The sequence below is a fragment of the Pseudomonas sp. Pseu.R1 genome (assembly GCF_045764065.1).
GTDB lineage: Bacteria > Pseudomonadota > Gammaproteobacteria > Pseudomonadales > Pseudomonadaceae > Aquipseudomonas.
In genome coordinates, this window is the sequence record NZ_JBJGEE020000001.1 from 1,880,924 (window position 1) to 1,893,919 (window position 12,996).

Annotated in this window: 14 protein-coding genes and 1 pseudogene; 1 reads left to right on the forward strand and 14 read right to left on the reverse strand. The window is 58.4% G+C overall.

The annotated features are described in order from the left end of the window. Positions 1-341 precede the first annotated feature (341 nt). The 11 genes and pseudogenes from ACI5GA_RS08775 to ACI5GA_RS08825 form a co-directional block, all read right to left on the reverse strand. Positions 342-1,178, reverse strand: coding sequence for a hypothetical protein (locus ACI5GA_RS08775; RefSeq protein ID WP_421422572.1), 837 nt, complete (start codon positions 1,176-1,178; stop codon positions 342-344). Positions 1,179-1,930: 752 nt separating this feature from the next. Then, positions 1,931-2,248 (reverse strand): annotated as a pseudogene (gene tmk / locus ACI5GA_RS08780) (dTMP kinase); the annotation flags it as partial. Between the two features lie 19 nt (positions 2,249-2,267). Continuing rightward, positions 2,268-3,449, reverse strand: coding sequence for an endolytic transglycosylase MltG (gene mltG, locus ACI5GA_RS08785; RefSeq protein WP_421422573.1), 1,182 nt, complete (start codon positions 3,447-3,449; stop codon positions 2,268-2,270). A gap of 3 nt (positions 3,450-3,452) precedes the next feature. After that, positions 3,453-4,271 (reverse strand): aminodeoxychorismate lyase, encoded by an 819-nt coding sequence (pabC, locus tag ACI5GA_RS08790; protein ID WP_421422574.1) that lies wholly within the window; start codon positions 4,269-4,271, stop codon positions 3,453-3,455. Continuing rightward, entirely contained in the window at positions 4,268-5,512 is a 1,245-nt protein-coding gene (gene fabF, locus ACI5GA_RS08795) for a beta-ketoacyl-ACP synthase II (protein WP_421422575.1), read from the reverse strand. The genes pabC and fabF overlap by 4 nt, the downstream gene beginning before the upstream one ends. A gap of 108 nt (positions 5,513-5,620) precedes the next feature. Then, positions 5,621-5,857, reverse strand: a complete 237-nt coding sequence (gene acpP / locus ACI5GA_RS08800; protein WP_404640453.1) for an acyl carrier protein — start codon at positions 5,855-5,857, stop codon at positions 5,621-5,623. 186 nt (positions 5,858-6,043) lie between these two features. After that, positions 6,044-6,784, reverse strand: coding sequence for a 3-oxoacyl-ACP reductase FabG (gene fabG / locus ACI5GA_RS08805; protein WP_421422576.1), 741 nt, complete (start codon positions 6,782-6,784; stop codon positions 6,044-6,046). Positions 6,785-6,805: 21 nt separating this feature from the next. After that, positions 6,806-7,744 carry an ACP S-malonyltransferase gene (fabD, locus tag ACI5GA_RS08810; protein WP_404640449.1) on the reverse strand — a complete coding sequence of 313 codons (939 nt, stop codon included), beginning with the start codon at positions 7,742-7,744 and terminating at the stop codon, positions 6,806-6,808. A 130-nt stretch (positions 7,745-7,874) separates the two neighbouring features. After that, complete coding sequence (gene plsX / locus ACI5GA_RS08815) at positions 7,875-8,882, reverse strand: phosphate acyltransferase PlsX (RefSeq protein ID WP_404640447.1); 1,008 nt, start codon at positions 8,880-8,882, stop codon at positions 7,875-7,877. A 4-nt stretch (positions 8,883-8,886) separates the two neighbouring features. Next, positions 8,887-9,069, reverse strand: coding sequence for a 50S ribosomal protein L32 (gene rpmF, locus ACI5GA_RS08820; protein WP_010447173.1), 183 nt, complete (start codon positions 9,067-9,069; stop codon positions 8,887-8,889). A 13-nt stretch (positions 9,070-9,082) separates the two neighbouring features. After that, positions 9,083-9,610: a YceD family protein gene (locus ACI5GA_RS08825; RefSeq protein WP_404638920.1), complete on the reverse strand. Its 528-nt coding sequence runs from the start codon at positions 9,608-9,610 to the stop codon at positions 9,083-9,085. A 106-nt stretch (positions 9,611-9,716) separates the two neighbouring features. Between ACI5GA_RS08825 and ACI5GA_RS08830 the strand changes: the two genes are divergently transcribed. Beyond that, positions 9,717-10,295 carry a Maf family protein gene (locus tag ACI5GA_RS08830; RefSeq protein WP_421422577.1) on the forward strand — a complete coding sequence of 193 codons (579 nt, stop codon included), beginning with the start codon at positions 9,717-9,719 and terminating at the stop codon, positions 10,293-10,295. Positions 10,296-10,344: 49 nt separating this feature from the next. Here ACI5GA_RS08830 and sppA read toward each other — a convergent pair whose 3' ends face one another. Genes sppA through rluC form a run of 3 tightly spaced genes read right to left on the reverse strand, consistent with a single transcriptional unit; the run spans position 10,345 to position 12,971 of the window. Next, entirely contained in the window at positions 10,345-11,337 is a 993-nt protein-coding gene (sppA, locus tag ACI5GA_RS08835; protein ID WP_404638924.1) for a signal peptide peptidase SppA, read from the reverse strand. A 7-nt stretch (positions 11,338-11,344) separates the two neighbouring features. Further along, a complete protein-coding gene (locus ACI5GA_RS08840) occupies positions 11,345-12,025 on the reverse strand; it encodes an HAD-IA family hydrolase (RefSeq protein WP_404638926.1) in 681 nt (226 codons plus the stop codon). Beyond that, positions 12,015-12,971 (reverse strand): 23S rRNA pseudouridine(955/2504/2580) synthase RluC, encoded by a 957-nt coding sequence (gene rluC / locus ACI5GA_RS08845; protein WP_404638928.1) that lies wholly within the window; start codon positions 12,969-12,971, stop codon positions 12,015-12,017. Before rluC ends, ACI5GA_RS08840 begins: the two co-directional genes overlap by 11 nt. Positions 12,972-12,996 lie beyond the last annotated feature (25 nt).

The window sequence follows — 12,996 nt, forward strand, 5'->3', positions numbered from 1 at the left end:
CCGAGCGCTGCTCTACCAGTTCTGCCAGCGCTTGAAGCTATTGAGGGGCATGCGCCAGCAACCCAACAGCCAGGTATCCATTTTTCGGCTTCATATGAACCTGCACGCCATGCGCTGCACAGGCCGCACGCATTTGGTCGATTAGCGGCTGCCAACCTCGATACCGGTCATCCATCGCCAGGCCCTCATTGACACTTCACGAACCGTTGCTTTCTACAACCACCCACCGGCTACTTCGCGGCACGCGCTTCGCAAGGCTGGATTCAAGTCTCCCCTTCGCCCGCCATTGACTGGCATGATCGGTCTAGCAGCTTCCCATTCGACAGACACACGCCAACGCATCACAAATCTGGCAGAGAAAATGCCTCCCGGTATGGCGCGGTGTATCTCGGATCGAACACGCACACCTGATTCTCGCTAGAACCTGGATAAACGATGGTGATCAGGTCCGCAATATTCGCCGCTTCAGCAAGCGACTCGGCCAGATCTGATAGGTACACGGAGCGCTTTTCCCGAACCTCATGCCAATGAGTCATCCCACCGCCGATGTACAGATAAACTCCGGCCTCAGCAGCTATATTTCGCAGGTCTCGAAGCGCGTCGGCGCTATTCGCCACATCCATGACCAGATGATAATTCTCCACCACCACGCTGGAGCCAGGCAGCTGTGCGGTAATTATCTCTTTCAGCTCAGCTAAGCCAATCGCACCGTTTCTCCACTTCAATCTTGCTTCAGGGTCTGGAGAGAAAGGTGTCTCGCCATCTACCAGATCCTCAGCAGAACCCTCATGCCCATCCAGCAGATTTACTGCACTGGTCAGCTTCGGCCAATCATCATCCGAGATAACCACCTGATCGATAGTGGAAAAATCCAAGCGCCCGAGTAAGGCCAGTAACTGCCTCACCAGAACAGCAGGATTGTGGTTGGCGATAACCACTGTCGCTTTACCCTTATCAGCATCATCAAAATAGCTGATATTCCTCAGGGTCTTGGCTATGAGCCAGGCAAGGACCTCGCGCCTCAACGCCACTGTGCGGGATACCACAACCGCAAGTCCGGGAAATTCGATCTCCGGATAGTCAATCCTGTTTCTTTGGTAGGTAGTGGGATCATTGAAAATAGCGTCGATCCTATCAATTTCCGAAACCATCGGACGCTCAAAATGCTTACTCGGCATGAAACTGCTTTCCTGGAAAAATCGGTGTGATCCATCGGGCTCTGTACCGCGGCAGGTTGTCGGGCTCACTCATAGGCGCCCTGGTTAGACACTCATCGCACAGCAGGCCATGTGGTATGGCGTGGAACTCACCCCCCCTGCGCTAACAGCGGATGGGCGAGATCGTTAACGTGTTTTATCGTTAACGTCGGAGGTTAACGGAAATATTCGTTTACGGTCCGGCTAAGCGATTGCCGAATTTCGGAGGATTCGTGCAAATACGCATCATTCCATCCAGACAGGCAGTGCCTAGGTCTCGACTGAGCACTATACGCGCCCCTGTCGTCTGCCTTTGCTTAAGAAAGGCTGCCGCGCGACGTCTGTCGTGGAAGCTGTTGTGGGGCGACTGAGTGCTTCGTCAGGGACGAAGGCATCAGAATCCGTTCGTCGGACATATTTTCCAGGGATCTCTGAGAGCTGCTCGATAGCTCAAAAAGTCAGAAAGGACGTAATGTTAGGAGGCGCCGATCTGACCGCAGGACGCTGGTTTACATTTCGCTATCCGACTCACCCCTCGAAAAGACGGATTTCGCTCAAAGGGGGTTTACCTCGGCTATTCGGTGAGGGAGCCCGAATCCCGTGTTTACATTTTTTGCTCTGATAAGGCCATCAAGGGGGTGAAGCTAGCAAATTTGGGGGCTGAAAAGGCCGTAGTTACTGAGAAGTGAGGGTGACGGTGTGGATTTTGCAGATCCACGACACTGTTTACGCAATCCCCCCAAGGAATATAGCGACTGGGTAAACCTGTCACATAACACCACCGCTCCCCGGGCCAACGCCGGGCGAATTACACCCGCCAAATGCTGCGCGCGCGCAGCAAAGACCAGCAGCAGCTCGGTGTCGGCATCCATCGTTTCATCGCTCGGCGCCAATAATAACTCCCGAATGCGCTCAGCCAACGGGGTGCCGCCCGGCTCACGGGTGAGCACTACGTCGATACCGTGGCTGCGAAGGCGCTCGGCCAGGAATTCACGGTTGGTGCTTTTGCCCGCGCCTTCGGGACCTTCAAGGGTGATAAACAAACCAGTCACAGGCTGTCCTTCATCAGATTCATTGCGGGGTCGATTCGCTTTTTTCAGGTTTGTCGCTGGGCTCGGTCGGGGGCGCCGGTTGTTCGGGCATCGGCACTTGAGGTGCAGCAGGCGATTCCGGCACGGGCTTGTCGGCGTCGGTGCCATTTTCCGCAGCAGGCGTTGTTACCGGTGCCGGGCTGGACCGATAGTCGGCCCGGCGCTTGAGCTGAAACTCTTTGACGGCCGCATTGTGGGCATCCAGATCAGCGGAAAAGACGTGGCTGCCATCCCCTCTCGCCACGAAATACAGGCTGTTTCCCGGCACCGGGTTCATGGCTGCGTGAATCGCCTCGCGCCCGACCATGGAAATCGGCGTCGGCGGTAACCCCGAAATGACATAGGTGTTGTAGGGCGTCGCCTCTTTCAGAAACGCCCGGGTGATCTTGCCGTTGTACCGCTCGCCCAGACCGTAGATGACGGTGGGGTCGGTCTGCAGCAACATGCCTTGCTGAAGACGACGCACGAACACGCCTGCGATCTGCCCACGCTCTTGCGGCACGCCGGTTTCCTTCTCCACCAGAGAAGCCATGATCAGCGCCTGATAGGGATCGGCGTAAGGCACATCGGCTGCGCGTTTGTCCCACTCCTCCTGCAACACTTCGTCGAGGCGGTTGTAGGCCTGTTTCAACAACTCGGCATCGGTCATGCCGCGCACATAACGATACGTGTCGGGAAAGAAGCGCCCTTCGGGGAAGACATTCGGATGACCGAGCTTCGTCATCAGTTCACTGTCGCTAAGGCCTGCCAGCGTCTGCTCCAGCTTGGCCTGCTTGGTCAACGCAGCGCGGACCTGACGAAAATTCCAGCCTTCCACCAGCGTCAGGCTGTATTGCACGACCTCGCCCTTTTGCCACAGAGCCAGCAACGCCCTGGCGTCCATCCCCGGGGTCATGCGGTATTCGCCGCTGTGCAGCGCTTGCTCCGCGAGGTTGAAACGCCAGTAGAGGCGCAACCAGAAGGCATCCTTGATCACGCCGTCTGCCTGTAAACGATTGAGCACGCCCGTGGGTGACGCGCCGGAAGGCACATCGAGCAGTTGTTCCTGCGTGAGGTTCAGCGGTTGTTGCAGCGCGTTGTTCTGCTGCCAGAAGGCCAGACCCAGTAACAGCCCCGCCAGAACCACACCCGTTTCCAGCAAGACGAATAATTTTCGGATCACGAATCAGATATCCAGAAGCCCGCGAACGAGGTGTTGCAGTTTACGGGTGACAGCGCCAACCGGCCAGATCAGTTGTTCGAACGCCCGCACCGGCCAGATGCCATACACACTGTTGCAGACGAAAACTTCGTCGGCCTTGCGCAGATCGGACATCTGTAGATCCAGTGCCCGAACCGGCATATTCGCGTCCTCGGCCAATGCCAGCAGCTCGGCACGCATCACCCCGGCCACACCACAGCGGGAAAGATCCGGCGTCAACAACACGCCGCCCTTGACCATGAACAGGTTGCTGTAGACCGCCTCGACGATCCGGCCAGACGTGTCACGCATCAAGCCTTCGGCGTGCTCAGCGTCGTGCCATTCGTTCCGGGCAAGGACCTGCTCAAGACGGTTGAGATGCTTGAGACCTGCCAATAGCGGCTGTTCGGCCAAGCGGGTTTGACAAGGATACAGGCGCACGCCCTGCTCGGCATTCGACGGCGGATAGGCAGGCAACGGACTGGCCTGCAAAATGCGCAGACCTCGCGCGCCCGGTGTTGGCGCATAACCTCGCAAGCCATCGCCACGGGTGATGATCAATTTCATCACCCCTTCCTGCATCTGGCTGGCGAACACCCGGCATTCCGACTCGACCAAAAGCAGATCGAGCGAGAACGCAAGACGCTTTCCGGTCAACGCCAGACGCTGTAAATGACCATCAAAGAGTAATGGCTTACCCGCCTTGACCAGAATGGTTTCAAAGAAACCATCTCCATAAGCCAGGCCTCTGTCCTTCACGGACAGTTGGCTGGCGGGCTGGCCATCGATCCAGCACAGGGTCATTCAGCGAACCGACGGAACACCAGCGAGCCATTGGTGCCGCCAAACCCGAAGGAGTTGGACACCACGACGTCGATCGGCATGCTGCGGGCTTCGTGAGGCACGAAGTCCAGATCGCAACCCTCGCCAGGCTCGTCGAGGTTGATGGTCGGCGGCGCAACCTGGCCGTTGATCGCCAGCACGCTGAAAATCGCCTCGATAGCGCCCGCCGCCCCCAGCAAATGCCCCGTCATCGACTTGGTCGAACTGACGGCAAGCTTGTAAGCGTGCTCGCCGAACACCGACTTGATGGCGTTGACTTCCGCCAGGTCGCCCGCAGGCGTCGAGGTGCCGTGTGCGTTGATGTACTGCACCTGATCCGGGGTTATCTTCGCATCGCGCAGAGCATTGGTGATGCAACGCGCAGCCCCTGCGCCGTCGTCGGGCGGCGAGGTCATGTGGAACGCATCGCCACTCATGCCGAAACCGATCAATTCGGCGTAAATGGTCGCACCACGCGCCTTGGCGTGCTCAAGCTCTTCGAGCACCAGCGCGCCTGCGCCATTGGACAGGACGAACCCATCACGCCCCTTGTCCCATGGGCGGCTGGCCCGTGTCGGCTCATCGTTGCGAGTCGACAGCGCGCGCGAGGCACCAAAGCCCCCCATGCCCAGACCGCAGGCGGCCATCTCGGCGCCCCCGGCAATCATGACGTCCGCTTCATCATAAGCAATGTTGCGCGCGGCCATGCCGATGCAATGCGTGCTGGTGGTGCACGCAGTAGCGATGGCGTAGTTCGGCCCCTGTGCGCCCAGATGGATCGACAGGAAACCAGAAATCATGTTGATGATCGAACCCGGTACGAAAAACGGGGAGATCTTGCCCGGCCCCTGCTCATGCATCAGGCGGCTGGTGTTTTCGATGTTGGTCAGGCCACCGATACCGGAGCCCATGGCCACACCTACGCGCTCACGATTGGCGTCGGTGATTTCGATCCCGGCATTGCGCACAGCCTGAAAGCTGGCGGCCAGGCCGTATTGGATGAACAGGTCGAGACGGCGCGCCTCTTTGGGCGACAGGTATTCTTCGACGTTGAAGCCTTTGACCGAACCGCCGAAACGGGTCGTATAAGCCGAAAGGTCCGTGTGTTCGATGGGGCCAATGCCACTCTGACCAGCCAGAATACCTTGCCAGGTGCTGGGCACATCATTACCCAGCGGCGTCAGCATACCCATACCGGTGACCACGACGCGTCTACGCGACACAGGACTCTCCTTTATTCTATTGACGAAACGCTGGCCCTATTCAAAGAAAAAACCGCACGCCTGAGGCAGTGCGGTTTCTCCAGGACAGCGAACTATGACTGCGAAGTCTTAGCCTTGATGGGCGTTGACGTAGTCGATAGCAGCTTGAACGGTGGTGATCTTCTCGGCTTCTTCGTCAGGGATTTCGGTCTCGAATTCCTCTTCCAGAGCCATTACCAGCTCAACGGTGTCAAGGGAGTCGGCACCCAGGTCTTCAACGAAAGAAGCGGTGTTGACCACTTCCTCTTGTTTGACGCCAAGTTGCTCGGCAACGATTTTCTTGACGCGCTCTTCGATGGTGCTCATACCGTGTTTTAACTCCTAGTGGACAAATTCGGGCAGCTGGCCGATGGGTAAGTGTATAGAAGAGGTTTTGCGTATTTCAAGCTAAACGCAAATCCTGCCTGCCCCATCGCCCCGCAACCCATTAATAGATTTCAGCTTTATAACGGATTTTAGACAGCCCGTATGACAATTTTTCGGTACGGGAAGTCACATGTACATGCCGCCGTTCACGGGGATTGTAGCCCCGGTCACGTAGCCTGCACCTTCCGAGGCAAGAAAAGCGACCACGTGCGCGATCTCTTCTGCCTGCCCCAGTCGACCCAGAGGAATCTGGGCCGTCAGGGAATCACGTTGTGCCTCTGGCAGTTCACGCGTCATGTCAGTGTCGATGAAGCCCGGGGTCACCGAGTTCACGGTCACTGCCCGCGAACCGACTTCACGCGCCAGTGCGCGGCTGAAACCTTCCAGACCCGCTTTCGCGGCGGCGTAGTTTACTTGACCGGCATTGCCCATGGCACCCACCACCGAGCCGATGCTGATGATACGACCCCAACGAGCCTTGGTCATGCCGCGCAGCACGCCTTTGCTCAGGCGATACAGGCTAGTCAGGTTGGTGTTGATGACGTCATGCCACTCGTCATCCTTCATGCGCATCATCAGGTTGTCACGGGTGATACCGGCGTTGTTGACCAGGATCAACGGAGCGCCAACACGCTCGGTGATCTGAGCCAGAACGGCACTCACGGACTCGTCGCTGCCAACGTCCAGAGCCAGACCGAAGCCTTCGACACCGCTTTCCTTGAAATACGCGGTAATTTTTTCAGCACCGGCATCAGACGTTGCAGTCCCTACGACGGTAGCGCCGTTACGACCCAGTTCAAGGGCGATGGCCCGACCAATGCCACGGCTGGCGCCAGTGACCAATGCAACTTTACCTTGCAGACTCATGCAAGCGTCTCCTTATCGGGATCAGGCCAGCGCTGCACGGGCGGCAGCGAAGGCATCCGGGGTATTGAGGTTGTAAGTGTTCACGCCGTCGGCGCAACGCTTGTTGAGACCGGCGAGTACTTTGCCCGGACCACACTCGACCAGTTGTAGCGCACCGTTGGCAGCCAGGGTCTGGATCGATTCAACCCAGCGAACCGGCTTGTACAACTGTTGCAGCAAATCGGTTTTCAACGTGTCCAGGTCCGCAGCCACCGCCGCAGTGACGTTCTGCACCAACGGAATCTGCGGGACCTGCCAATCGATGGCCGCGACAGATTCTGCGAAACGCTCAGCCGCCGGGCGCATCAGCTCGCAATGCGATGGCACGCTGACCGGCAGCGGCAGGGCACGCTTGGCGCCCTTGGCCTTGCAGACCTCAATGGCGCGGTCAACAGCCGCCTTGGCACCGGCAATCACCACCTGGCCTGGCGAATTGAAGTTGACGGCACTGACCACATCACCCTGAGCCGCTTCAGCACAGGCAGCGATGACATCAGCGTCTTCCAGCCCCAGAATGGCCGCCATACCGCCCTGACCTGCCGGAACGGCTTCCTGCATCAACTGGCCACGACGCTCGACCAGCTTGACCGCGTCAGCCAGCGAAAGGCTGCCCGCTGCAACCAGTGCGCTGTACTCGCCCAGACTATGACCGGCAACGAATGCGGGACGCGCGCCACCTTCAGCCAACCACAGACGCCACAAGGCAATCGACGCGGTCAGGATGGCGGGCTGGGTTTTATCGGTCTGATTGAGATTCTCTTCCGGCCCTTGCTGGGTCAGCGCCCACAGGTCGTAGCCCAGGGCATCGGAGGCTTCTTTGAACGTATCCAGAACCAACGGGTATTGCGCGCCCAGTTCGGCAAGCATGCCGAGGGACTGCGAGCCTTGGCCCGGAAAGACGAATGCGACGGAAGCAGACATGAACAAGCCCCTGATTATTGTCGTCAAAAAGAGCGTCCGGCCAGGCCGAACGCTTGGTAATTCAATGTGTTGCAACTGGAGCGTTGGATGACCGGCCAGTCACAGGCGTCACATTCTAGCGCAAGTCACACTAGAGCAGTTCTTCCAGCCGCCCATGCAGACGCTCAGGCAGATTCTCCTGAATCTCGATCAACGCGCGCTGTATGGCGCTCTGAAAGCCCTGAACCCCTGCCGAACCGTGACTTTTCACCACAATGCCCTGCAAACCCAAAAAGCTGGCGCCATTGTGCCGAGCCGGTGCCAGATCGGCCCGGAGCCGCTTGAGCAACGGCATCGCCAGTGCCCCTACCGCTCTGGACATCACATTCTGGCGGAACAGTGTTTCAATCCGCTCACCGATCATTGTCGCCAGCCCCTCACTGGACTTGAGCAGGATATTACCCACGAAGCCGTCACAAACGACTACATCCGCCTCGCCTCGGTACAGCCCATCGCCCTCGATGAAACCGGTGTAATGAAGGCCGGGCGCCGCTTGCAGAAGACTCGCGGCGAGCTTCACCTGCTGATTACCCTTGATGTCCTCAGTGCCGACATTGAGCAGCGCCACCTTCGGCCGCACGACACCCAGCGCTTCAGCCGCCACCGATCCCATGACGGCGAACTGGTAAAGGTTTTCTGCACTGCAATCGACGTTGGCACCCAGATCGAGCAGTTGACAGTACCCGCGCTGCGTCGGAATGGCCGCAACCATGGCCGGACGGTCGATGCCAGGCAGCGTCTTGAGAACAAACCGCGACAGCGCCATCAACGCACCCGTATTCCCCGCACTCACGCACGCCTGAACAGTACCCTGCGCAAGCAAACGCAACGCCACACGCATCGATGAGTCCGGTTTGCCGCGCAACGCAAGCGACGGGCGGTCATCCATCGTGATGACCTCACTGGCGTGTACAACGGACAGGCGCGACCGATCGACACCGGAATGGCGTGCGATGAGTTCTTCAAGAAGGGGAGCGTGACCCACGAGGATCAAGTGAAGCGAGGGGGTAGCGAGCAGGCAGGCAATGCTGGCCTGAACAATGCTGCGGGGACCGAAGTCCCCGCCCATTGCGTCGATCGCGATGATCGGAGCGGACAAGAAATTACTCGTCAGCGCCCTTGTCGATCACTTTACGGCCACGGTATACGCCTTCTGGCGACACGTGGTGACGCAGGTGAACTTCACCAGTGGTTTTTTCTACAGACAGAGCGCTAGCCTCGAGAGCGTCGTGCGAACGGCGCATGTCACGGGCAGAGCGGGATTTTTTGTTCTGCTGAACAGCCATAATTGATTAACTCCTAAACGTTTGGGTCACGCTTTAACTGCGCCAATACACTGAACGGGTTGGACCGCGTTACCTCGTCCACGCTCGGCTCGGGCTCATCGAGGCCCGCCGGCTGCTGGCATTCTTTCGGATCATGAGCAGGCACAATGGGCAAGGCGAGCAACAGCTCTTCCTCGATCAACGCCAGCAGATCCAATGGATCTTCGCCGAGTTCCAGCACGTCATAGCCTTTCGGCAACGACTGGGTGTTTGCACCCTCCTTTACCACGGCGTAACTGCATTCGCTGTGGATCGGCAGGGTGACCAGCTCAAGACAACGCTGGCAAACCATTTTGACTTCGACGTCGATGTCGCTGTGGAAAACCACGGCGCGTCGCTCGTCTCGTTCAAAAACGAATTTCGCCTGCACTGTACCGAGATTGTCAGCAAGCGGGTCGCAGAGTCTCTCCAAATCAGCCAGCGGCAGCGCTCCCTGGAGAGTGGCGCCACGATCAGCTAATTTGCGCGGGTCAACGTGAGGTGGAATCGGGTCATTCAACATAGGCGCAGCATTCTAGGGACGACCCCGGCGACTGTCAAAGGAAATTCAGGGCTGTTCGCAACCTGACCCGCTGATTACACTCGACTTTCATGTTTCGGAGAACCCCATGCTGCCTCTGCTTCTCGCCTCCAGCTCGCCTTATCGCCGTGAATTGCTCGGCCGCCTGAACCTGCCGTTCGTCTGCGCGTCGCCTGATATCGATGAAAGCCACCGCCCTCAGGAGTCTGCTGTCGCACTGGTGAAACGCTTGGCACAGGAAAAAGCCATGGCCCTGGCAGCGCGGTTTCCAGACCACCTGATCATCGGTTCCGACCAAGTCGCGGTACTCGGCGAACACATCCTCGGCAAACCGCACACGTTCGAGCGCGCCGCTGAGCAACTCAGTGCCAGCAGCGGCAAAAGCGTGAGTTTTCTGACCGGTCTTGCGCTATACAACAGCCAGACCGGCCATTGCCAGGTCGACTGCGTGCCGTTCACCGTGCACATGCGCCAACTAGGTACAGATCAGATCAGCCGTTACCTGCACGCCGAACAACCTTACGACTGCGCGGGCAGCTTCAAGGCCGAAGGCTTGGGCGTAAGCCTTTTTCGAAGCACCGAAGGCCCCGACGCCACCAGCCTGATCGGCCTTCCTTTAATAAGGCTGGTGGACATGCTCATGAATGAAGGCGTGCACATTCCCTGACGACAAAAAACCCGACCAATGGCCGGGTTTCTGTCACCTCGCAACGGTATCAGCGCAGCGAAGGCCCACCAAAGCCGGCCCACATTGCGATCTTCTCAGCAACGCTGGAACCGATCTTCTTGGAGAACCGGTCCAGTGGCGACTCCTGAACGGTGTAATCGACAATCTCTTTCTCGCCAATCACATCACGCGCAACGTAGCTGGCACTGCCCAGACCATCCACCAACCCCAGCCCTACCGCCTGCTCGCCTGTCCAGACCAACCCCGAAAACAGCTCGGGATGATCCTTGTCCTTCAAGCGATCCCCTCGCCCAGCTTTCACGCTGGCAATGAACTGCTTGTGCGTCGTGTCCAGCACACCCTGCCAGAATGCCGTTTCATCAGCCTTTGGCGGCTGGAACGGATCGAGGAAAGCCTTGTGCTCACCCGAGGTGTAGACGCGACGGTCGACACCCAGCTTCTCCATGGTGCCCACAAAGCCAAAGCTTGCAGCCGTCACGCCGATGGACCCCACCAGACTCGCCTTGTCGGCGTAGATTTCGTCAGCCGCACTGGCAATGTAGTAAGCGCCGGACGCCCCCAGATCACTGATGACCGCATACACCTTGATATTCGGCTTCTTCGCGCGCAGACGGCGGATTTCGTCATAGATGTAGCCTGACTGCACCGGACTGCCGCCCGGGCTATTGATGCGCAAGATCACACCTTTGGTCTTCTCGTCATCGAACGCAGCCCGCAGACTGCCGACGATATTGTCGGCACTGGCGGCCTCGGTGTCGGCAATCATGCCTTTGACTTCTATCAGGGCCGTGTGGCTGGCCTTGCGCGATGCGCCCTTGCCGAAATCCATCAGCGGCGAGAACAGCGCCAGCGCCGCAAACAGATAGATGAACGTCAGCGATTTGAAGAAAATCCCCCAACGCCGCGTGCGGCGATGCTCTTGAACATTCGCCAACAACGTTTTTTCCAGCAACTTCCAGCTTTTTGCATCCCCCGCGTCGTCCCGCTCTTGCGAAGACGGCGATTTCCATTCGTCCGACATAGTGCATTTACCCCAACAACGAAGATTCGGTGGCTCTCTTGCCCAGCCAGGTGCGCAACTCGGAAAAATGATCGATGGCCAAGCGTGGCGAATATTGAAGGAGAGCGTCCAGCGTCTGGGCGCCGTAACTTACAGCAACAGAATCCATGCCCGCATTGCGCGCCATCAGCAGATCGAAAGACGCGTCCCCGACCATCAATGCCTTTTCGGGCCTTACGCCACAATGCTGAAGAATCTGATTGAGCATCAGCGGATCAGGCTTGCTCGCCGTTTCGTCGGCCGCTCGGGTGGTATCGAAATAATCCAGCCAACCATGAGCCTTGAGCACACGATCCAGACCGCGGCGCGCCTTGCCGGTCGCCACCGCCATACGGTAGCCCTCGGCCCGAAAGGCTTCCAGAGACTCGCGCACGCCATCGAACAACTTGGACGGCTCGGCATCCATGGCCATGTAGCTGTCGGCGTAATGCTGGCGAAAATCGATCAGATCGTTGGCCGTGATGTCCGGGTACAGCGTACGAATCGCCTCTGGCAACCCCAGGCCGATGATGCCCTTGATCGCTTCGTCGTCTCGCACCGGTCGCCCGGCCAGACCTGCCGCCTGTCGCATCGCGTCGATGATCCGGCCAATGGAATCGGACAACGTGCCGTCCCAGTCAAAAATCAGCAGTTCGTAATCAGGGCGCACTCAATCGCTCCACGGTCTTGGCCCACATCTCGTCGACAGGCGCCTGTAATTCCAGCTTGCCACCATCAGGCAGCGGCACGGTCAGCGCGTAAGCATGCAGGAACAACCGCTTGCCGCCCAGATCCCGAATCTCGCGGGTGAAATCTTCGTCGCCGTACTTGCTGTCGCCCGCAATGCTGTGGCCCGCATGCAATGTGTGCACGCGGATCTGATGGGTACGCCCAGTGATCGGGCGCGCCTCGACCATGGTGGCGAAATCGCCGAAACGGCGCAGAACCTTGAACAACGTCAACGCCTCCTTGCCTTCGTCGTTCACCTCGACCATGCGCTCGCCGGACCGCAGATTGCTTTTGAGCAACGGAGCTCGCACCTGCTTCTGCGAAGTCGGCCAGTTGCCACGCACCAGCGCCATATAGCGCTTGTCGACACCATCACCGCGCAATTGCTCATGCAAATGCCGAAGCATGCTGCGTTTTTTCGCAATCATCAGCAGACCGGAGGTGTCGCGATCCAGGCGATGGACCAGTTCCAGTTCTTTGGCATCAGGACGCAACTGACGAAAGGCTTCGATCACACCGAAACTGAGGCCGCTACCACCATGAACCGCGATGCCAGCGGGCTTGTTGAGCACGATCAGGCCTTTGTCTTCGTAGACAATGGCTTCCTCCAGCCGCTGCAAAAGCCCTTGGGCCACCGGCACCGGCTCGTCGCGCTCAGGCACGCGAACGGGCGGAACGCGCACGATGTCGCCCGCCTGAAGCTTGTACTCCGGCTTGACCCGCCCCTTGTTCACTCGCACTTCGCCTTTGCGCAATATGCGGTAAATCAAGGTCTTGGGAACGCCCTTGAGGTACGTGATCAGAAAATTATCGATGCGTTGACCGGCAAGTTCCGGCGCAACCTCTACCAGCTGAACGCCGGGGGTTGGGGGGGTGATAGTCGTCATGGCGCAAATCATAACAATTTTTTAT

Excerpts from the sequence above, each read along its gene's own strand:
- fabG (WP_421422576.1), bottom strand. The coding sequence starts at position 6,784 with ATGAGTCTGCAAGGTAAAGTTGCATTGGTCACTGGCGCCAGCCGTGGC.
- ACI5GA_RS08830 (WP_421422577.1), top strand. The coding sequence starts at position 9,717 with ATGCTGCCTCTGCTTCTCGCCTCCAGCTCGCCTTATCGCCGTGAATTG.
- sppA (WP_404638924.1), bottom strand. The coding sequence starts at position 11,337 with ATGTCGGACGAATGGAAATCGCCGTCTTCGCAAGAGCGGGACGACGCG.
- rluC (WP_404638928.1), bottom strand. The coding sequence starts at position 12,971 with ATGACGACTATCACCCCCCCAACCCCCGGCGTTCAGCTGGTAGAGGTT.
- fabD (WP_404640449.1), bottom strand. The coding sequence starts at position 7,744 with ATGTCTGCTTCCGTCGCATTCGTCTTTCCGGGCCAAGGCTCGCAGTCC.
- ACI5GA_RS08825 (WP_404638920.1), bottom strand. The coding sequence starts at position 9,610 with ATGTTGAATGACCCGATTCCACCTCACGTTGACCCGCGCAAATTAGCT.
- ACI5GA_RS08775 (WP_421422572.1), bottom strand. The coding sequence starts at position 1,178 with ATGCCGAGTAAGCATTTTGAGCGTCCGATGGTTTCGGAAATTGATAGG.
- rpmF (WP_010447173.1), bottom strand. The coding sequence starts at position 9,069 with ATGGCTGTTCAGCAGAACAAAAAATCCCGCTCTGCCCGTGACATGCGC.
- pabC (WP_421422574.1), bottom strand. The coding sequence starts at position 4,271 with ATGACCCTGTGCTGGATCGATGGCCAGCCCGCCAGCCAACTGTCCGTG.
- acpP (WP_404640453.1), bottom strand. The coding sequence starts at position 5,857 with ATGAGCACCATCGAAGAGCGCGTCAAGAAAATCGTTGCCGAGCAACTT.